This window comes from Exiguobacterium sp. TNDT2 (assembly GCF_003331145.1).
GTDB lineage: Bacteria > Bacillota > Bacilli > Exiguobacteriales > Exiguobacteriaceae > Exiguobacterium.
Map to the genome: position 1 here is coordinate 22,143 of NZ_QLVE01000029.1, position 17,223 is coordinate 39,365.

The following is a 17,223-nucleotide window of genomic DNA, read 5'->3' on the forward strand; positions in this document are numbered from 1 at the left end:
TAAGTATTCTGAAAAAATAGAGATGTACGATTACATAGGGGAAAGGGGAATACAACATGGGTCAATCGTTCAGTGAACTGATCGGTACGATTTCGAACTTTGTGTGGGGACCACCGTTATTGATTTTGCTTGTGGGGACAGGCATCTACTTGACGGTACGGCTCGGGGGACTTCAAGTCACGAAGTTGCCGTACGCATTGAAGCTCGCGTTTTCTAAAAACCAAGACAAATCATCGAAAGGGGATATCAGTCACTTCCAAGCGCTCATGACGGCGCTCGCGGCCACGGTCGGTACGGGGAATATCGTCGGGGTCGCGACGGCCGTCGTACTCGGGGGCCCGGGTGCAATCGTCTGGATGTGGGTGTCCGGATTCTTTGGGATGGCGACGAAGTACGCGGAAGCCGTACTTGCGGTCAAATATCGGGTCACCGATGAACGCGGGCAGATGGCCGGGGGACCGATGTATTACTTGGAGCGCGGGTTGAAGCAGCGCTGGCTCGCGGTCGCCTTTGCCGGGTTCGCTTCCCTCGCGGCGTTCGGGATTGGGAACGGGGTTCAGACGAATTCGGTGGCGATGGCACTCAAAACGACGTTTGACGTACCACTTTACGTATCAGGTATCTTGATTATGATTTTCACGGGTGCGGTCATCTTGGGCGGTGTCAAATCGATTGGACGTGTCGTCAGTTACTTCGTACCGGTCATGATCGTTTTTTATCTTGGCAGTGGGTTATTGATTATGATCATGAATTATACGCTTATTCCAGATGCGATCGCGCTCATCTTCAGCAGCACGTTAAGCCCAGAAGCGATTGGAGGAGGAGCCATCGGAGCTGCGATTCGTTACGGGGTCGCGCGCGGCGTCTTCTCGAACGAAGCTGGTCTTGGGTCGGCACCAATCGCGGCAGCGGCGGCCAAGACGGATATGCCGGGACGTCAGGCACTCGTCTCGATGACGCAAGTGTTCCTCGATACGCTCATCGTCTGTTCGGTCACAGGGATTACGCTCGTCATGGGTGGGCAAATTGGGTCGGGACTCGAGGGGGTCGAATTGACAACGGCGACGTTCGAGCAGTTCTTAGGACCGGCCGGCGGATATATCGTGACAATCGGCCTCGTCATGTTCGCCTATTCAACGGTGCTCGGATGGTCGTATTACGGGGAACGCTCGATTCACTACTTGTTCGGTCAGAAATCGATTCTTCCGTATCGGATTGCCTTCGTCCTTGTCGCCGGACTTGGTGCGATGACGACGAACTTGAACCTCGTCTGGGCGCTGTCTGATGTGTTCAACGGCTTGATGGCCATCCCAAACTTGATTGGTCTTCTGTTCTTGTCGGGTGTCGTGATCGCCGAGACGAAACGGTTCAATCAGCAACTCGAGATCGAAAATCGTAATCGAAAAGCATCTTAACGAAACACGCCACCGTCCTCAAGGAGACGGTGGTGTGTTTCGTTTGCGGACCTCTTCGAGTCGCGCTTGCTGGAGGTGGTCAAAGACTTTGGTGATGAAGCCGACCATGATACCGACACCGGTGATGACGTAGCCGATCGTGAACACTTTACCGATATCAGTCGTCGGGACGAAATCGCCATAGCCGATCGTCGTGAGCGTGACGACGCTGAAATATAAGGCGTCGAGCCAACGCATGTCCTCGAACCGTGAATAAAATAACGTACCCGAGACGATGGTCAGGAGGGCGAGACTGAACAACACTTGAAACTCAGTGTCTTTCAGACCGCGCCAGATTCCGCGGAACATGCGACGGAACGTCAAAATAAATGAGAGCATTCGCCCGCCTCCTTTCTTTATAGGTTTATTCGCTAGTAACAGGGGAACATCCTCTATAGAAAAGTTGGAAAGGATGATCCATCATGACACGACCGATTCCGAAAGAAACGGGAGTTGACCATAGTCTGGCATTCCTGCGAGAAGGGTACTTATACGTCCCGAACCGTCGAAAGAGCTTTCAATCGAATCTGTTTGAAACACGTCTGCTCGGCGAACGCGTCATCTGTCTCGGGGGCGCTGAAGCGGCAGCCTTGTTTTATGACGCGGACAAGTTTGTGCGCAAAGATGCGGCACCGAAACGGTTGCTGAAGACGTTGTTCGGAGAAGGCGGGGTGCAGACGTTGGACGATGCGGCGCACACGCATCGAAAAAAGATGTTCATGTCACTCATGTTCCCAGGAAATATCGAGCGACTGACGAGACTCGTCAGCCGTGAATGGGGACGAGCGCTCGATGCCGCCGAAGACGAAACAGTGCTCTATGACACGGCGCAAGAAGTGCTCATGCGGGCCGTCTGTGAATGGGCCGGTGTACCGCTCGGTGAGGATGAAGTGAAACAGCGGACGGACGAGATGCGGTTGCTGTTCGAATCCGGGACGGCACTTGGACCGAAGCACATACGTGGCCGAGTGGCCCGGTCGTCGGCCGAGTCGTGGATTCGAAAGATGGTCGAGGAAGTGCGGACGAACCGGTTACTACCAAACGAACAGACAGCACTGTATGAATTTTCATGGCATCGTGATGAGACGGGCGAGCTGCTTCCGGCCGATGTCGTGGCGGTCGAGGTGATTAATATATTACGACCGACCGTGGCGGTGTCAGTTTACGTTTTGTTCACTGTGCTCGCGTTGCATCAGTTTCCGGAGGCTCGTGCCCGGTTGGCCTACAGCGAGACGGAGTCGACATGGTTCGTCCAAGAAGTCCGGCGCTTTTATCCGTTCTTCCCGGTGACGGCTGCGCGCGTCAAGCGGGACTTCGAATGGGATGGGTTTGCATTCGAGGCAGGGACACTCGTCTTACTTGACTTGTATGGGACGAACCACGATCCGACGCTCTGGTCAGAGCCGGACCAGTTCAATCCGGACCGATTCAAAGACTGGAGGAAAAGTCCGTTTGCGTTCATCCCGCAAGGCGGCGGGGATGTGGATTTTGGTCATCGCTGCGCTGGGGAACAGGTGACGATCGCGATTATGCGTGAAACGATTGACGTGTTCTTGAACCGCTATCGCTACGAGGTGCCGTCTCAAGACCTTAGCTATAGTTTTGTGGACTTACCGAGTTTGCCGAAAAGTGGACTCATCTTAAAACAGATTGAACGCAAATGAGTCGCCAAGAGGCGACTCAGGCTGTTGACGAACCAAATCGCGCAAAGCGAATTGGTTCGTCTTTTTTATGTTCGATGAGCTTGAGGCGCTCTGCCCGGCACAAGATTGAAAAAATGGTATGTATACGGTCCCTCCAGGCCAACAGGTTGGCCAGTTTCTTCATGTTTTGTGCGGTGGCTGCCACCAGGTTGGCGCGCTGGACCGCCTCTCGGCCCCGATAGAACGTGAAGCGGAGCCCGTGTAGTTCCTTCGCGTCGGCGAACGAACGCTCCACGGTCTGTGGCCGGAGACGGTATAGGTATTGACCGGATGCGGTCAAACGATTCGCGTTCACCTCTTCGAGGAACGGCTCGTCCAAGTGGCGCGTGATGATCCGGCGGTTCGTCTCGTTCTCCATGCATTTTTTGAGGAGCGGGCAGTCTTGACAGACTTTCGGGTCGGACGCGTATTGACGGTATCCTTGGCGGTTCGTCGTGCTGTAACGGAGGATTTGGCGGGCCGGGCAGCGATAGGCGTCGTCTTCCGGCAGGTAGGTGAATCTGGACTTTCGGAACTTCCCTTTCTTGCCGCCGAAACGGCGTCTCGAGATGACGGGATAGATGCCGCGATTGACGAGCGACTTGGCGATCTCCGTTGAGAAATAGCCCGAGTCGAGCGCCACGGCCTCGAGCGGGAAGGCGAAATGGTGAAGGATGTAGTCCAGGCGCTCCAGATAGACGGTGCCGTCATGCACGTTCCCCGGCGTGACGTACGCGTCGACGATGAAGTTGTATTTTGCGTCGACCGTTCGGTGGACGAGCCAAAAGAAGCCTTCCGGCTTCCGGGTCCGATACATGTAGCCCGCCTCGGGATCCGTACGGCTCACCTTGATCACCTTCTTCTTAGGTTCGCCGGGATCGGCGGGCTCTAGCGCTTTTTTCCGTGCGCGGACCGATCCTCGTTCACGCGCGCCAACAGCTCATCCTCGACTGCAGTGACGACCGCGTCGACCTCGGCCTTGTCGAACTTCTTCTTGCTGGCGTTCGCCCGGATATGGGTCGAATCCGTGAGGAGGATCCGTCCCGAGACGAGGTTGTGCGCCTCCGCCTGGTGGATGATGTCGTCAAAAATTTGTTCGAAGACATCCGTCCCGGCGAACCGTCGCCGGTAGGCTTGGCTGATCGTCGAATGATCAGGGACCTTCTCGTCCATCCCGAGCCCGAGGAACCATCGGTACGCGAGATTCGTCTCGATCTCTTTGATGGTCTGGCGGACGGACCGGATGTTGAAGAGCGGGCCGAGAAGGATGATCTTGATGAGGATCTCTGGGTCGATGCCGGGCTGCCCGGTGTTCGAATAGAGCGGCGCGCACAGGCGGTGGACGATGGAGAAGTCGACATGGCGGTCGATCTTGCGGACGAGATGGTCTTTCGGGACCAGCTGGTCCAACGAGGCCGCGGTGTGGATCGGTTCATGGCGCTTGGCGACGTGGGCTCGGTACATGATGATTCCCCTTCCTGTTCGGAGGCGGTGGCGGTCCATACCTACCGTTTCCCGTTTTCATCGGTTCGAAGACCATGTCGGGGCTTTTTCTTCGGCCGTCGAGGCCTCAGAAAAAGACAAACGGCCGCCCGATGGCGACCGTTTGCGTCGCTCGTCCGGTGGCGCCCCGACTCCTGCAGGAAAGCAATCCAACGGAGACCCAGCAGCGACGCGAGTCGCGATGCGGCTCCGGGATTGCCTGCGGAAAGCGTGGGCGCCGGAAGGACGAGCGATTCAATTGATGTTAGTCAACAAGCTGAGTCGCCAAGAGGCGACTCATTTTGTGTGCAGCGTTAACCGTTTCGTGATTGGTTGAATCGTGATGTTCATGTCGACCATACGGTTATCCCGTTTCGGTTCGTCTGCTCGTTCGATTTGCCATGACGTGTCATGTAACTCTTTCAAACCGAAGGCGATGTCATAGAGAGAATGGCTCGGGTTGCCGTTCAATTGATACAGTCCCGGTCCTCGTTTTGTCAAAATCTCGAACAAGGCGTCAGCCGTGTCTTCTAAAAACGAGCAGGACGGATACCAATGCGCGCTGGCGACGATTGCGCCTTCTCGCTTCATCTCGTTCTCGAAATAATCCATCATATTGTTCGAACCGGGGCCATCTCCGATTTGCCAACCGAGACGGACGATTTGGGCGCCTGGATTAGTCCGGGCAATCGTTTCTTCACACGCCCGTTTATAGGCACCGTATTCATCCGTTGCATCGGGTGGTGTGTCCGGGGTGATCGGTCCGGTCACATCGTCAGAAAAGACAGAGACGGTGCTTGTAAAGAGAAACGGGATTTTGTACTCCCCGCATAGGCGAGCGAGCGTATCCGCCCACTCGACAGCACCCATGCCGATGTGAAGAAAATAAGTAGGACGTTCTGATTCGATAAAGGCCCGCATCTCAGCTTCGTCGGTTGTGGAGACTTTTGTTCGGTCCCACGCGACCGCTTCAATACCATGCCGCTCGAGTGTTCGGGCGACGACGGGGGCCACCGTCCCGTTCATGCCTGTCAAAATTGCTTTCATTATTCATTCCTCCCTTCTGTTTGTATCATCCCACACTTTCCGGTCCGACAAACCCTTTGAATCACGCTTTATGCTAGACTGATGGATGGAGGCGATCAAGATGAACATTCGAAAAGCGACACCGGATGACAGTTCACAAATCGCGCCGCTCGTTTATGCGGCCATTCATGAAATTGCGTATTCGTTGACCGGTACGTCAGACCAACGGCAAGTGCTCGAGCGACTCTCGATGTGGATCGGTCGACCGGGAAACCGCTTGAGTTACGAAAACGTTTGGGTGGCAGAGACCGAGGCGACGATTACGGGTGTTTTAATTGCGTATCATGGCGAACGGGCAGCACAGTTGGATGAACCGATCAAAATGTGGCTCAAAGCACAAGGACAACCGGACGGCCTTGATGTCGAAACGTCAGGAAACGTTCTCTACATCGATTCGGTCGCCGTCGACCCGTCGTTCGGCGGGCGTGGGATTGGGACGAAACTGATTCAACGAGCAATCAATCATGCCCGTGAGACGGGTATCCCGCAAGTCACGCTCAACGTTGACCAGACGAACCCGGCAGCCGGACGGTTATATGAGCGTCTCGGGTTCAAAAAAGTGAAAGAAATCGATATCTCCGGAGGACGGTTTGATTATATGGCGCTCACGCTTTGACTGAACCGTCAATCGGTCGATTATCAGTCTTAAAACCGATGCAAAATGATTAGGACTCGGCTATACTAAATGCTTGAAATGAATCAGTATCAAAAAGGAGATCATGTATGGAATGGAAAAATATTCTGCGCGGCATCGCGATGGGGACGAGCGACTTGATTCCCGGTGTCAGTGGTGGGACGATTGCAGTTATTTTAGGAATTTATGACCGGTTGATTGAAGCGATCAGTGGGATTTTCAGCCGACATTGGAAACAGCATATCTTGTTCTTGATTCCGCTCGGAATTGGGATGGCGGGTGCGATTTTAGGTCTTAGCCGCGTGATCGAATTTTTGCTGCTTGAATATTACGAGCCGACCCAGTTCTTTTTCATCGGGTTGATTCTCGGTATTATCCCGTTACTTTTGTTTGAATTTCGATCGCGTGCGGTCATGCGTCCGGTACATATCGTCGCCATGGTCATCGGTGCCATTCTTGTGGCGAGCATGGCGATCATCAAACCGGCAGATACGGCCATCATTACAGAGATTTCCACAAATACGGCGATCCTATTGTTCTTCTCAGGATGGCTCGGCAGTATGGCCATGTTGTTGCCAGGGATTAGCGGCTCGTTCGTCTTGCTGCTCATCGGGGTCTATCCGACCGTCATCAGTGCGTTATCGAACTTGAATATCCTCATCATCGGCATCGTCGGCCTTGGTGTGGCGGTCGGCTTCATCGTCAGCAGTAAAGTGATCCGCTATTTGCTCGGCCATTTTCCAGGCATGACGTTTTCCGTCATTTTAGGCCTCGTTATCGGCTCGCTCGCGGTCGTCTTCCCGGGTCTCCCAGACACGACGCTCATGTGGGTGCTCAGTATCCTCTCATTTGGGGCAGGCTTTATGATCGTCCGTCTACTCGGACGCTTCTCTGTTTAACCAAACAAGCACGCTCGTCATGAGAGACAAGCGTGCTTGTTTTTTGCTTAATAAATGAACGGGATCAATCGTTTACGCGACTGGGCCCACGTTCGATACGCGCTCCCAAAATGAGAGGTCAGCATCTTCTCTTCAATATGAATCCGCCACAATAGCGCTAAGCTCATCAAGCATGTGCCAATTAGGGCGATGCCCCAATGTGTGAAGTAAATCGAGAACCCGAGCGTGATAAACAAGAGCCCTGTGTAGAGTGGATGACGTAAATAGCGATACGGTCCCGAACTGACGAGTTCATCCTCAGGACGAACGACGACGTGGCGGGTGAACTGATGGCGTAACTGCCCGATGCCCCAATAGCGAAGCAACACCCCGGCTGCGTAACAACCGAGTCCGAGCAGACGCTGTGGGAGCGTTTGACGTAAATCCGTCCAGACGGATAATCCGATGGAAACGGCGAACACGGTGACCATGATGAACGAAACGATATAAAAGCTGACGTGCTCACTGGCGCCGTCAGTCGGCTCGGACCGATTCCGATAACGCCAAATTTCATATAGCCAAGCGACCGAGATGAGAATGAAGAACCCGTCTAACCAATACATAGCGTGCCTCCTTTCTCAGTATCTTCCACCCCATACCCTCGTCTTCCTTCCCAAAAACGCGCGCTGAACAAAAAAACGTCTCGCGATGTGCGGGACGTCTTGGGAAGTTAGCGGGAATTGGCAAGTAGAGTTGCAGCAACCTGTTTGTCCTGCTGTACTTCTTTAGCCTCTTTAATCAAATGATAAGTGAGACACATCGGTTTTTCGGTTCGCGGATCGCGACCGATGATGGCATCGATGTGGAAGACTTGTCTGAGCACGAGCGGACAAATGACTTCCTCGGCCGTACCCGTCGCGAGCACTTCGCCATCTTTCATCGCAACGATGTGATCGGCAAAACGAGCGGCCTGGTTCAAATCGTGGAGCACCATGACGATGGTCCGCCTTTGCTCCCGATTGAGCGTCTCGAGCAGTTCGAGCACTTCGAGCTGATGGGCCAAATCAAGATAGGTCGTCGGTTCGTCCAAGAAAATTAATTCAGTTTCTTGGGCGAGTGCCATTGCGATCCATACACGTTGACGTTGTCCACCTGAGAGGGCATCGACGCTGCGGTCTTTATAAGACAGCGTCCCGGTTACCTCAAGCGCCCAATCGATCACTTCATGGTCATGCTTAGACAAGCGTCCAAATCCGGATTGATAGGGGAAACGACCGTAGGAGACGAGTTCTCCAACTGTCAAGCCGCCCGCACCTTCTGGCGTTTGCGGCAGAATCGCCATTTTTCGGGCAATCTCTTTCGTGTTGCATTTGGCGATATCGGCTCCGTCCAAATGAACTGAACCGTTAGACGGAGAAAGAATCCGTGTCATCGCCTTCAAGAGCGTTGACTTTCCGCAACCGTTCGGTCCGATAATGGTCGTGATTTTATGGTCGGGAATCGACAAGCTCAATTGTTTTACAATCGTCTTGTCCCCATAGCCCACCTCGATATTTGTCGTATGTATCCGTGACATAATGGATTCCCCTTTCCGTAAATAACGACCATGATAATGATTCTCAATATCGACTTTACTATAGCAAGTGCACAGAATCGTGTCAATGTTTGTTTGATGGCAAAATAGATTGTCGAGAAGCACGGTTCAAGGTATAGTAAATGAGAATGAGTATCAATGGCGCTGCGATTTCGAGGAAGGGTGAAGACGATGAGTGAACAAGACGTATATGATGTAACGATTATTGGAGGCGGACCGGCCGGGCTATATGCGACGTTCTATAGCGGACTGCGTGGGATGAAGACGAAATTGATTGAGTTTCAACCGCATCTTGGGGGCAAAGTCCATGTCTATCCAGAAAAAATGATATGGGACGTCGGCGGTGTCACACCGACCACAGGGGCTCGACTCATTGAACAATTGGTGGAGCAAGGTTTGACGTTTGATCCGACTGTTGTGCTCGGAGAAAAAGTCGAATCGATGACGAAGGACGATCAAGGTCATTTCGTGCTCGATACGACACGCGGTCAACACATTTCTAAGACAGTTATCGTCGCGACGGGTAGTGGTATTCTTCAGCCGCAGAAAATTGAGATTAGCGGTGCAGAACGCTTTGAGGTCTCGAATTTACACTATACGGTCAAATCGCTTATGGCGTTCAAAGGAAAGACGGTGTTGATTTCAGGAGGAGGCAACAGTGCCATCGACTGGGCCAATGAGCTCGAACCGATTGCCGAGCGCGTCATCTTAACGTATCGGAAAGAAGCGCTCAAAGGCCATGAGTCGCAAGTCGACAAATTACTTTGTGGCCGTGTCGACTGTCGGTTACAGACGCAAATCGCAGACCTCATCTCCCGGGATGGAACGACGATTCATGCGGTTGAGCTCGTCGATTGCGGGACGGGTGCACGTGAGCTCGTCGAAGTCGACGAGGTGGTCATCAACCATGGATATGAGCAGGATACGGCCCTTCTCGGTGATTGCGACCTTCAGATTGAGATGGAGAATGACTTTTATGTGAAAGGCAATGCGAGCAGCGAGTCGTCGGTGCCAGGTCTTTACGCGGCGGGCGACATCTTGACGCATGAAGGGAAAGTCCATCTGATCGCCGGAGCTTTCCAAGATGCAGCCAACGCTGTCAACCGGGCGAAGACGTTCATCGATCCGGACGCCACGAAAGCGGCGATGGTGTCCTCGCACAACGAACGATTGAAGACGAAAAATCGTGATATCATCGAGCAGGCATTACAAAAGCAGTGAGGGGCTCCCTCACTGCTTGTTTGTTGGCGGATAGTCACAAAGTTCGACGATGACGCCGCCCGAATGGCGGGGGTCCATATAGATGAGACGGCGGCCTTTTGCCGTCGTCCGCAACGTGTCCTCTAAAAAGGAAATGCCTTCCTGTTTGAGTGACGCGATCGATTGCGTTAAGTCGTCAACCCGATAGGCGATATGATGGACGCCTTTGCCTCGTGCTTTCATGAAGCGGGCGATTGGACTCGTGGGGCTCGTCGGCAACAACAGTTCAATCACATCGTCACCGACGTGGATGACGGCGATTTCCGTTTCGACGCCGACCGCCGTGTTCGTGTAACGGTCGACGAGCTCTCCTTGTAGGACAGTCGTATAAAAAGCAATCGCTTCGTCTAAATCACGGACAGCGATTCCGGTATGGTCAATGTGCATCATGATCCCTCCTCACACTCTAGTTTGACGAAACTTGAACAAAATGTCACTTCACAACGTTTTATCGGAATCCGATATACTGAAAGAGGGAGGGACGGCGAAATGAACGGAAAAATCACTCTTGGATTGATCAGCGCGTTCGCGCTGGTGTCATTTGTGTTTGGACTCTCACTTGCGACGTTTGTCGATTATCGGATCAATGAAGAACAAGTCGTCCTGGAACGATTGACGACACATAAAAAAATTGGTCCTTCCGAAATCTTGTCGACGGAAGTGGACTTTCATTTGAACGGTTCCAATTACGCCCTTCGTTTCGCAGACGAGCCGCACATCACCTATTGGTTCAGTGTGGCCGATCGTGAGATTCAATTCGATCGAATCGAATCGTTGGACCGACGCGATACAGGTCTTAGAACCGACCTCTTTGAACAGATGCCACCGCTCGCGATGGATTCGGCAAACGCTGCCGAATGAAAAACACGAAACGATCTGAGTCCGATAGAAGGACTCAGATCGTTTCGTGTTTTTCATTGGAAGTAAGGCCGCGGTGCTAAATCTTTTAGAAGGGTAAAACTTATGGAAGATGTTTTAAGGGCATATTGTTTTAAGAGCATCTCTCGCACGGTTGATTGACATGACGTCGTAGTGATAAAAATATCTTCGATTTGTCCAAGTTTTATGTATGAAGATTGTTGAAGGAAGGAAATGCCCTCTCGGACTGTAGACATATCACTCGTCATATGGAACTCATATATATGTAGTCGCGACAATTCAATTCGGCTATGCATCGTGCCGACAACGATCCCGTCTCGTTTCAAAAAATGGAATACGCCTTGTCGTTGATGAGATTCGGCCATGGCTCGGGCTGTAAGCGGCAAAGCACCAGGTAGAAGCTGAGCATACTGATTACGGGTCGACAGCCAGGAGGCATACGTTTCCGGATACTCGAGACAGAGTTTCCATCTCGCGTGTTGGTCTTTATGAAACGGGAGAGGAAACAGTTCGTAAACAGTCGCTTCAAGGTGAAGCCTGAAGCCGATGGCGATGAAGGAATCGATGCCTAGAAGAGAGGGTTGATCACGAAGAGTCAAAGACACCGTTGTCTTATGTTGTCCATACGGATTAAGCTGGTGTAAGACTTTCTCAATTAGCTCACGCAACATACTCGCATTTTTGCATGCCACATCTGTGATTCGAATCTGACGTCCGTCCAAAAGGTCACGAAAATCCACTTTGATGGCGGCCATGAGGTGATTTCCTAGCCATCCGGTATATAGTAAACAATTGGGAGGAAGATTGAATAGATTAGGGGGCGAATAAGGGAAATAAAGGTTGTGGAGCGAAGGACGGATAGCGGATGGGAGTTCACGACTCTCTTTGACTGTAAAAGTGTGCTTCATGCGAACAATCCTACTTTCTAAATAAAGTGCGATGCCCTTAAATTGTAAGCGTCGTCACAAAAAAATGCTCGTATTAAATTGATGAACATTTATTGGAAGTTCAAGTAAGGTTTACTACAGGAAAATTAAAGGATTTTCACTTTAAATTAGACGGAAAACGAGGCAAACAGTAGGTTTACGCGAATATTGATTTTTAAAACGAGAGTGTTTTCGAGATGATTAGTCGAAGTGTGAGATTTGTTTGTATTGTACGAAAGGCAACTCAATTCGAATCTTAGACATGACGAAGACATGATATACTGATTAGTAAGAACCGTTCAAGGAGACGACTATGCGATACGTAATTAGTTTTTGGATGTCAGCAGTAGTGTTGATGAGTATGCCACATATAACGCAAGCGGAAACAAGTCCAATTGTCGTTCATGAGAATGTGATTGTAGATGAGGAAGTGGAATTATACGAAGGTTTTCGCTCCCCGAACGAGATGGTGTTCATTTTTGTATTGATTGTGCTAGTTTCTATAATCGGGCTAGGCGTAATCAATGCGATTGAATAACGTGAAAACGTTCACAAAAATGCAATATCTGTCCCGGAAGCGATTCCAAATCTATTTTATACTAATGATGTAGGAAGGAAGTTCTGCACCAACTCCCCTCCTCCTTTTCAGATGAATACCCCTCGTTCATATCATGTTTTGGAGTCAACCGACACTGTCGATTGACTCCCTTTTTTTGTATAAGATAATGATGTCACAGCTGAATGCGCTTTTCTTTGGCGAGTCGTCGCAACCGTTGCGTCTCATTCGCATGGCCACGACTTTCGAGCATATTGACGTATACTTTGAATGGTTCTGAGCGATGAGAAAAGAAAGGGATATATTCAGCGAACAGTTTTTGTTCGGCTTCTGATAACTGGCCGCGCTCGACAAGTAATTCAAGCTCAAACATTTTCAACGCCTGATAATCGGCAAGGGCGTTCTCATCGATTTGGGCTTTGGCCAATGCGCGGTCGCAAAGCTTTTTCAGACGATCATGGAGTAATTCCCACTCGGACGAACTATACGATTGATCAAACAGTGTCGATAGCAAGTCGATCCGGGTAGAGTCAACGTCTTTTGGAACGTGCAATGCAGTATATAAGGAACGGTCAATCCAAACGGCGGTGGTGGGGGCATCGAGTTGATAGTAGTGGATCAACTGAGATAACATCGTGGTTTGAGATAGTTTTAACAAGCGGAAAGGGTCGTTCGTTGTGAAGAGCGGTTCTTCTCCCGCTGAAGATGACAGCAACAAAAAGATTTCTTCATACATCGTCCGCGCCTCGGACTCATCATCTGCGTAATAAGTTAAATCGCGAAGAAGTTTCTTGGCATGAATGTACCAATTTTTCTGGTCCCGTTCACTCATCACTTGATTCGGTACTATATACAAATGGTCGTAAGCCAATTCGACAAAACGTTCGGCGAGGATGATCGTTTGTGAGAGCGAATGCCGTTCGTCTGACGACTTTTGTTCTTTATATCTTTTGAATTGGCTGATCATAAAATCAATTTCTTTCTCTTCAATCACGGGTTTCGGGATATTTCGATACATCTCGACAATCACGTCGCGAAGCGTGGCTTCGCCGTACTGTTCGAGCAACATCCGTAATTTTCCGATCCGCATTAGCTCTCCCCCCTTTCAAGAGGACGTCGAACCAACTGCCTCTCTGGAGATAGGCAGACACCAATTATTATTCCTTTCCCTCTTTCGATTCAAAACAATCCTCTCAACTCATGCTTAAGACGGATTTTCACGTTAACCGTTGTCAGAATACCGTTTGTCGATGATAATGTAGAGAAATCTAACCATAATAGAGGTACTGCATATGAATGACGATCAACACTTATCACGTGTCGAACGCAGAAAGCGTGAGCTCGAACGGGAACGTTTGAATGAACAAGCTCTGCTACAGGAACAAACACGACACGAAGCAATAGACAATCGCACAACCGAAGAGAACCCGGAAAAAAGCGAGCCGGGCAGGCGAGCAGAGGCAACACAAGGCGAGCACCCGTTTCTAAACCAAGCGGATGAACGATCTTCCGAACCGACGTCCGCACCAAAAAAGAAAGCGCGCGACGTTCGAAAACCGAAACCGAAGCTGAAATTTCCGTTCGGCATGAAACGTAAGTCAAAGCCACGTCGAGAGGCGCGACGTGAACCGAGGCGCCAAACCTATGAACCGGAACGAAACCACGTCAAACACGAGACGGCCGCACCGAAGGACAAACCGCGACGCCGGAAGTGGAAAGGGAAACTGCTCTTGGTCATGTTGCTCATCCTGATCGGAGTCGGTTATTTGGCCACGCGCCCCGTTACATTTTTAGTAATGGGAAGTGACGCCCGCGTCGGGGAATCATTATCTGGGTCACGAACAGACTCCTTGCAACTGATGGAATTTGTCCCGCGTTCACGCACGGTTCAAAACGTATCGATTCCTCGGGACACGTATACGGCGATTCCTTGCGAACCAGAACGCGAGGGCGACAAGATTACCCATGCGTTCGCCTATGGCGGTGCGGACTGTACTGTTGGAGCAGTAGAAGGGCTGACGGAAACCTCGGTTGACGGTCAAGTCGTGATCACGTTTGAAACGTTTATGGAATTGATTGACCTCGTCGGTGGCGTCAACGTCACGGCGACCCATTCGTTCAGCGAGAAAGGCTTCAATCAAACATACGAGTACACGGAAGGCGTCTCGTACGCCATGGACGGGGACATGGCGCTCGCTTATGCCCGTCACCGGAAGACAGACACGGACGGGGCCCGCTCGAACCGCCAAACCGAAGTCATGTCGGCCGTCGCTGATAAATTGGCCAGTCCGACGGGATGGACGAAACTCCCGGCGACGTATCGCTTTATGAAAAATGAGATGGGGCTTGAGATGAACCCACTCCAAATGGCGTCGATTGGACTGACGATGGCACTACAACCGCAGGTGGATAAACTTCAAATCGAAGGACAAGACGCCTACATCGATAACGTCTATTACTATCAACCGACAGAAGCGAGTGTCCAAGCCATCCGCGACGCCCTCGACTTGACGATATGGGGAACGGTGAGATAATTTCGCGAAAAGGGTTTGATTCCGTTTCGAAAGAGGAAATTTAATCAAATGAACTACTCTTTTGAGGAGGGAAATTTGAATGAAAGTATTAGTCATTGGAGCAACAGGAAAGATCGGTAGACGTGTATTGAAAAGTTTAGCGAAATCGCATCAAGTGACCGCTTTAATTCGTTACCCTGAACTACAGGCAGAGTATGAGAAGATGGGGGCGCGCGTGCTCACCGTTGACGTCGAGAAAGAATTGGATAAAGGGATTCACGAGGCGACATCGGGACAAGACGCCGTCATCATCGCCGCGACGGCAGGGGCAGACGGGTCGAGCAAGGAGATTGAACTGCTGGATCGCAACGTCGCCATGAAAGCGATCGATGCTGCTAAAAAAGAACGTGTTCGTCACGTCGTTTTGCTTAGTGCATACGGGGCGGATCAACCAGATGCGGCACCAAAAGAGCATTTCAACTTCTTGTCTGCCAACAACGCGGCCGATGAATATATTGAACATAGCGGTTTAAACTACACGATCATTTGCCCAGTGACAATTATTGACGGTCCCGGAAAAGGCTCGATTGAGGCATCTGAAGACTTAAATGATGCGACTGATGCGACGATTTCTGAAACGGACGTCGCCACAATCATCACCGCCTCGCTCGATAATCGCGGGTTGTATGGCCGCCGGATTGAAGTGAAGTCAGGCAACACCCCAATCAATGAAGCGCTTGACTTTGACAGTCGTGGAGAAGCGGCGACCGGCGGCAGAACAACGCTCCGTCGACCGCAACGTTAACAAAAAACTGGAAGAGAAGGTGTCTTGATGGAACGAAAATTTTATAAAGATCCGTCCGATCAAATGATTGCCGGGGTCTGTTCGGGACTCGGGAAGTACCTCGGCGTCGACGTGACGTTAATGCGAATCATCTTCGTCGTGCTCGCCTTGTTCGGGGGGCCTGGTCTATTGATTTATATCGTCTTGGCCATCGTCATGAAAAAACCGCCTTCGGAGTATGAGGCGGAGCAAGAGACCCGCTTTTAACAAAACGTGCTGACCTCATCGGTCAGCACGTTTTTTTATTCGGTGTATAGCGTGTAAGTCGCCTCGAACGACTCGCCTAGGTCGAGTAATTGCATATCTTCTTTATGACGAATGTCTTTCCGATGGCCTTTGTAGTCGGCATGTCCGAACCAGGGTTCGAGGCAGACGAACGGGGCTTCAGAGTGGGGAGGCGACCAGATGCCGAAATGGGTGAAGTGGGGGGACTCCATAACGATGGCTCGACCGCTCGGCTGATGACGTAGTGCCGCGTACTCGATTTGGTCAAAGATGAGGGCATCTTGATTGAACAAGTGATGGGTCAACGGGATATACCGACGTTCCCCGAGCGGTTGATAGGCCCCGGTCAAATAAGGTCCGTCGAGCAATAACCAATCGAGCGTCCGCGTCTCTCCGAAGTCGATCGTATAGTCTTCGAACGTGCCCCCGGCAAACGGGATATTAGAGGCTGGATGTCCGCCGATGCTGAACGGGAGCACGGCTTCATCTCGGTTGACGACGTGGTACGTCACACTCAGCTCTTCGCCGACGAGTCGATAGATGACACTCAGTTCGAATGCGAACGGATAATGTTTACGTGTCTCGATCGAATCACGAAGAAAAAACCGAACATGTGTATCGGAGGCATCGGCAACCTCGAACAGTTCATCGAACGCGAACCCGTGTTGGCTCATCGTGTACGTCATCCTATCATATAAGTAACGGTCGTCGAGCAGACGTCCGACGAACGGAAAGAGGATCGGGGCTTGCCGACCCCAATAAGTCGGATCCCCTTGCCAAAGGAGCTCCGCCCCGTCGACTTTCCAACTCGTCATTTCGGCGCCGTGCGCTTTTAACTAAATTTGGCGAGAATTCTCCCACCTCTAAGCGTCTCGGGCGAAGTCCAGCGTAGGTGGGAGATGAATCGCCTGGTCCCATATCCACGGGCTGACTCTGTGACAAATATAACGAACATAAGTTCGTTATTATGTCAGATTTCCCTTCCCCCATCGCGGGTATCGGATGAGGAAGGCGTTCATCACAATCATTGGCCGAGAGGAGGGAGAAACATGTTGAAGGGCTATAAATACCGGCTCCACCCGACCGTGGCACAGGCTGAGTTCTTGATCAAGACGATCGGCTGCGCCCGCTTCGTCTACAACAAGCTGCTCGAGGACCGCATCACCATCCACGAGGAGGCGAAGGCGGGCGGCGGGCCGAAACGGAAGCC

At 51.4% G+C, this 17,223-nt stretch carries 19 protein-coding genes and 1 pseudogene; 11 read left to right on the forward strand and 9 right to left on the reverse strand.

Annotated elements, in window-relative coordinates:
• The first annotated feature begins 56 nt into the window (after positions 1 to 56).
• Positions 57 to 1,415: an alanine/glycine:cation symporter family protein gene (locus tag DPV68_RS12630; protein WP_114167159.1), complete on the forward strand. Its 1,359-nt coding sequence runs from the start codon at positions 57 to 59 to the stop codon at positions 1,413 to 1,415.
• A gap of 18 nt (positions 1,416 to 1,433) precedes the next feature.
• Here DPV68_RS12630 and DPV68_RS12635 read toward each other — a convergent pair whose 3' ends face one another.
• Positions 1,434 to 1,793: a potassium channel family protein gene (locus tag DPV68_RS12635; protein ID WP_114167160.1), complete on the reverse strand. Its 360-nt coding sequence runs from the start codon at positions 1,791 to 1,793 to the stop codon at positions 1,434 to 1,436.
• An 83-nt stretch (positions 1,794 to 1,876) separates the two neighbouring features.
• Between DPV68_RS12635 and cypC the strand changes: the two genes are divergently transcribed.
• Positions 1,877 to 3,118: a CYP152 family fatty-acid peroxygenase CypC gene (gene cypC, locus DPV68_RS12640; protein ID WP_114167161.1), complete on the forward strand. Its 1,242-nt coding sequence runs from the start codon at positions 1,877 to 1,879 to the stop codon at positions 3,116 to 3,118.
• Between the two features lie 139 nt (positions 3,119 to 3,257).
• Here cypC and DPV68_RS12645 read toward each other — a convergent pair.
• A pseudogene (locus DPV68_RS12645) lies at positions 3,258 to 4,600 on the reverse strand (IS1182 family transposase); the annotation flags it as partial.
• Positions 4,601 to 4,915: 315 nt separating this feature from the next.
• Complete coding sequence (locus tag DPV68_RS12655; RefSeq protein ID WP_114167163.1) at positions 4,916 to 5,665, reverse strand: sugar nucleotide-binding protein; 750 nt, start codon at positions 5,663 to 5,665, stop codon at positions 4,916 to 4,918.
• Between the two features lie 100 nt (positions 5,666 to 5,765).
• Here DPV68_RS12655 and DPV68_RS12660 point away from each other — a divergent pair, with 100 nt between their 5' ends.
• Complete coding sequence (locus tag DPV68_RS12660; protein WP_114167164.1) at positions 5,766 to 6,320, forward strand: GNAT family N-acetyltransferase; 555 nt, start codon at positions 5,766 to 5,768, stop codon at positions 6,318 to 6,320.
• A gap of 107 nt (positions 6,321 to 6,427) precedes the next feature.
• Positions 6,428 to 7,237 carry a DUF368 domain-containing protein gene (locus DPV68_RS12665; RefSeq protein WP_114167165.1) on the forward strand — a complete coding sequence of 270 codons (810 nt, stop codon included), beginning with the start codon at positions 6,428 to 6,430 and terminating at the stop codon, positions 7,235 to 7,237.
• Positions 7,238 to 7,284: 47 nt separating this feature from the next.
• On the opposite strand, the gene DPV68_RS12670 is transcribed toward DPV68_RS12665, so the two are convergent.
• Complete coding sequence (locus DPV68_RS12670) at positions 7,285 to 7,839, reverse strand: methyltransferase family protein (protein WP_114167166.1); 555 nt, start codon at positions 7,837 to 7,839, stop codon at positions 7,285 to 7,287.
• Between the two features lie 107 nt (positions 7,840 to 7,946).
• Positions 7,947 to 8,792 (reverse strand): ABC transporter ATP-binding protein, encoded by an 846-nt coding sequence (locus tag DPV68_RS12675; RefSeq protein WP_114167167.1) that lies wholly within the window; start codon positions 8,790 to 8,792, stop codon positions 7,947 to 7,949.
• Positions 8,793 to 8,981: 189 nt separating this feature from the next.
• Here DPV68_RS12675 and DPV68_RS12680 point away from each other — a divergent pair, with 189 nt between their 5' ends.
• Positions 8,982 to 10,031 carry an NAD(P)/FAD-dependent oxidoreductase gene (locus DPV68_RS12680; RefSeq protein WP_114167168.1) on the forward strand — a complete coding sequence of 350 codons (1,050 nt, stop codon included), beginning with the start codon at positions 8,982 to 8,984 and terminating at the stop codon, positions 10,029 to 10,031.
• Between the two features lie 9 nt (positions 10,032 to 10,040).
• Here DPV68_RS12680 and DPV68_RS12685 read toward each other — a convergent pair whose 3' ends face one another.
• Positions 10,041 to 10,457 carry a VOC family protein gene (locus DPV68_RS12685; protein ID WP_114167169.1) on the reverse strand — a complete coding sequence of 139 codons (417 nt, stop codon included), beginning with the start codon at positions 10,455 to 10,457 and terminating at the stop codon, positions 10,041 to 10,043.
• Positions 10,458 to 10,559: 102 nt separating this feature from the next.
• On the opposite strand from DPV68_RS12685, the gene DPV68_RS12690 reads away from it, so the two are divergent.
• A complete protein-coding gene (locus DPV68_RS12690) occupies positions 10,560 to 10,931 on the forward strand; it encodes a hypothetical protein (RefSeq protein ID WP_114167170.1) in 372 nt (123 codons plus the stop codon).
• Positions 10,932 to 10,984: 53 nt separating this feature from the next.
• On the opposite strand, the gene DPV68_RS12695 is transcribed toward DPV68_RS12690, so the two are convergent.
• The gene (locus DPV68_RS12695) at positions 10,985 to 11,704 is read right to left on the reverse strand and encodes a hypothetical protein (protein ID WP_114167171.1); all 720 of its coding nucleotides are present in this window, start codon (positions 11,702 to 11,704) and stop codon (positions 10,985 to 10,987) included.
• 508 nt (positions 11,705 to 12,212) lie between these two features.
• Here DPV68_RS12695 and DPV68_RS12700 point away from each other — a divergent pair.
• Positions 12,213 to 12,413 (forward strand): hypothetical protein, encoded by a 201-nt coding sequence (locus tag DPV68_RS12700; protein ID WP_232819644.1) that lies wholly within the window; start codon positions 12,213 to 12,215, stop codon positions 12,411 to 12,413.
• Positions 12,414 to 12,606: 193 nt separating this feature from the next.
• Here DPV68_RS12700 and DPV68_RS12705 read toward each other — a convergent pair whose 3' ends face one another.
• The gene (locus DPV68_RS12705; protein WP_114167173.1) at positions 12,607 to 13,521 is read right to left on the reverse strand and encodes a hypothetical protein; all 915 of its coding nucleotides are present in this window, start codon (positions 13,519 to 13,521) and stop codon (positions 12,607 to 12,609) included.
• 202 nt (positions 13,522 to 13,723) lie between these two features.
• Between DPV68_RS12705 and DPV68_RS12710 the strand changes: the two genes are divergently transcribed.
• The 3 genes from DPV68_RS12710 (at position 13,724) to DPV68_RS12720 (ending at position 15,995) form a co-directional block, all read left to right on the forward strand.
• The gene (locus DPV68_RS12710; RefSeq protein ID WP_114167174.1) at positions 13,724 to 14,965 is read left to right on the forward strand and encodes an LCP family protein; all 1,242 of its coding nucleotides are present in this window, start codon (positions 13,724 to 13,726) and stop codon (positions 14,963 to 14,965) included.
• Positions 14,966 to 15,044: 79 nt separating this feature from the next.
• Entirely contained in the window at positions 15,045 to 15,749 is a 705-nt protein-coding gene (locus DPV68_RS12715) for an SDR family oxidoreductase (RefSeq protein WP_114167175.1), read from the forward strand.
• Positions 15,750 to 15,776: 27 nt separating this feature from the next.
• Positions 15,777 to 15,995 carry a PspC domain-containing protein gene (locus tag DPV68_RS12720; RefSeq protein ID WP_114167176.1) on the forward strand — a complete coding sequence of 73 codons (219 nt, stop codon included), beginning with the start codon at positions 15,777 to 15,779 and terminating at the stop codon, positions 15,993 to 15,995.
• Between the two features lie 35 nt (positions 15,996 to 16,030).
• Here the strand turns inward: DPV68_RS12720 and DPV68_RS12725 are convergent, their stop codons facing one another.
• A complete protein-coding gene (locus DPV68_RS12725) occupies positions 16,031 to 16,828 on the reverse strand; it encodes an aldose 1-epimerase family protein (protein WP_114167177.1) in 798 nt (265 codons plus the stop codon).
• Positions 16,829 to 17,062: 234 nt separating this feature from the next.
• On the opposite strand from DPV68_RS12725, the gene DPV68_RS12730 reads away from it, so the two are divergent.
• On the forward strand, positions 17,063 to 17,223 hold a 161-nt coding region (locus DPV68_RS12730; protein WP_157964192.1), incomplete at its 3' end, for a helix-turn-helix domain-containing protein.

Bases quoted from the DNA above. Each gene is read 5' to 3' on its own strand.
- DPV68_RS12660 (WP_114167164.1), top strand. From the start codon at position 5,766: ATGAACATTCGAAAAGCGACACCGGATGACAGTTCACAAATCGCGCCG.
- DPV68_RS12635 (WP_114167160.1), bottom strand. From the start codon at position 1,793: ATGCTCTCATTTATTTTGACGTTCCGTCGCATGTTCCGCGGAATCTGG.
- DPV68_RS12715 (WP_114167175.1), top strand. From the start codon at position 15,045: ATGAAAGTATTAGTCATTGGAGCAACAGGAAAGATCGGTAGACGTGTA.
- DPV68_RS12700 (WP_232819644.1), top strand. From the start codon at position 12,213: ATGTCAGCAGTAGTGTTGATGAGTATGCCACATATAACGCAAGCGGAA.
- cypC (WP_114167161.1), top strand. From the start codon at position 1,877: ATGACACGACCGATTCCGAAAGAAACGGGAGTTGACCATAGTCTGGCA.
- DPV68_RS12680 (WP_114167168.1), top strand. From the start codon at position 8,982: ATGAGTGAACAAGACGTATATGATGTAACGATTATTGGAGGCGGACCG.
- DPV68_RS12690 (WP_114167170.1), top strand. From the start codon at position 10,560: ATGAACGGAAAAATCACTCTTGGATTGATCAGCGCGTTCGCGCTGGTG.
- DPV68_RS12675 (WP_114167167.1), bottom strand. From the start codon at position 8,792: ATGTCACGGATACATACGACAAATATCGAGGTGGGCTATGGGGACAAG.
- DPV68_RS12695 (WP_114167171.1), bottom strand. From the start codon at position 11,704: ATGGCCGCCATCAAAGTGGATTTTCGTGACCTTTTGGACGGACGTCAG.
- DPV68_RS12630 (WP_114167159.1), top strand. From the start codon at position 57: ATGGGTCAATCGTTCAGTGAACTGATCGGTACGATTTCGAACTTTGTG.
- DPV68_RS12725 (WP_114167177.1), bottom strand. From the start codon at position 16,828: ATGACGAGTTGGAAAGTCGACGGGGCGGAGCTCCTTTGGCAAGGGGAT.
- DPV68_RS12710 (WP_114167174.1), top strand. From the start codon at position 13,724: ATGAATGACGATCAACACTTATCACGTGTCGAACGCAGAAAGCGTGAG.
- DPV68_RS12670 (WP_114167166.1), bottom strand. From the start codon at position 7,839: ATGTATTGGTTAGACGGGTTCTTCATTCTCATCTCGGTCGCTTGGCTA.
- DPV68_RS12655 (WP_114167163.1), bottom strand. From the start codon at position 5,665: ATGAAAGCAATTTTGACAGGCATGAACGGGACGGTGGCCCCCGTCGTC.
- DPV68_RS12685 (WP_114167169.1), bottom strand. From the start codon at position 10,457: ATGCACATTGACCATACCGGAATCGCTGTCCGTGATTTAGACGAAGCG.
- DPV68_RS12720 (WP_114167176.1), top strand. From the start codon at position 15,777: ATGGAACGAAAATTTTATAAAGATCCGTCCGATCAAATGATTGCCGGG.
- DPV68_RS12705 (WP_114167173.1), bottom strand. From the start codon at position 13,521: ATGCGGATCGGAAAATTACGGATGTTGCTCGAACAGTACGGCGAAGCC.
- DPV68_RS12665 (WP_114167165.1), top strand. From the start codon at position 6,428: ATGGAATGGAAAAATATTCTGCGCGGCATCGCGATGGGGACGAGCGAC.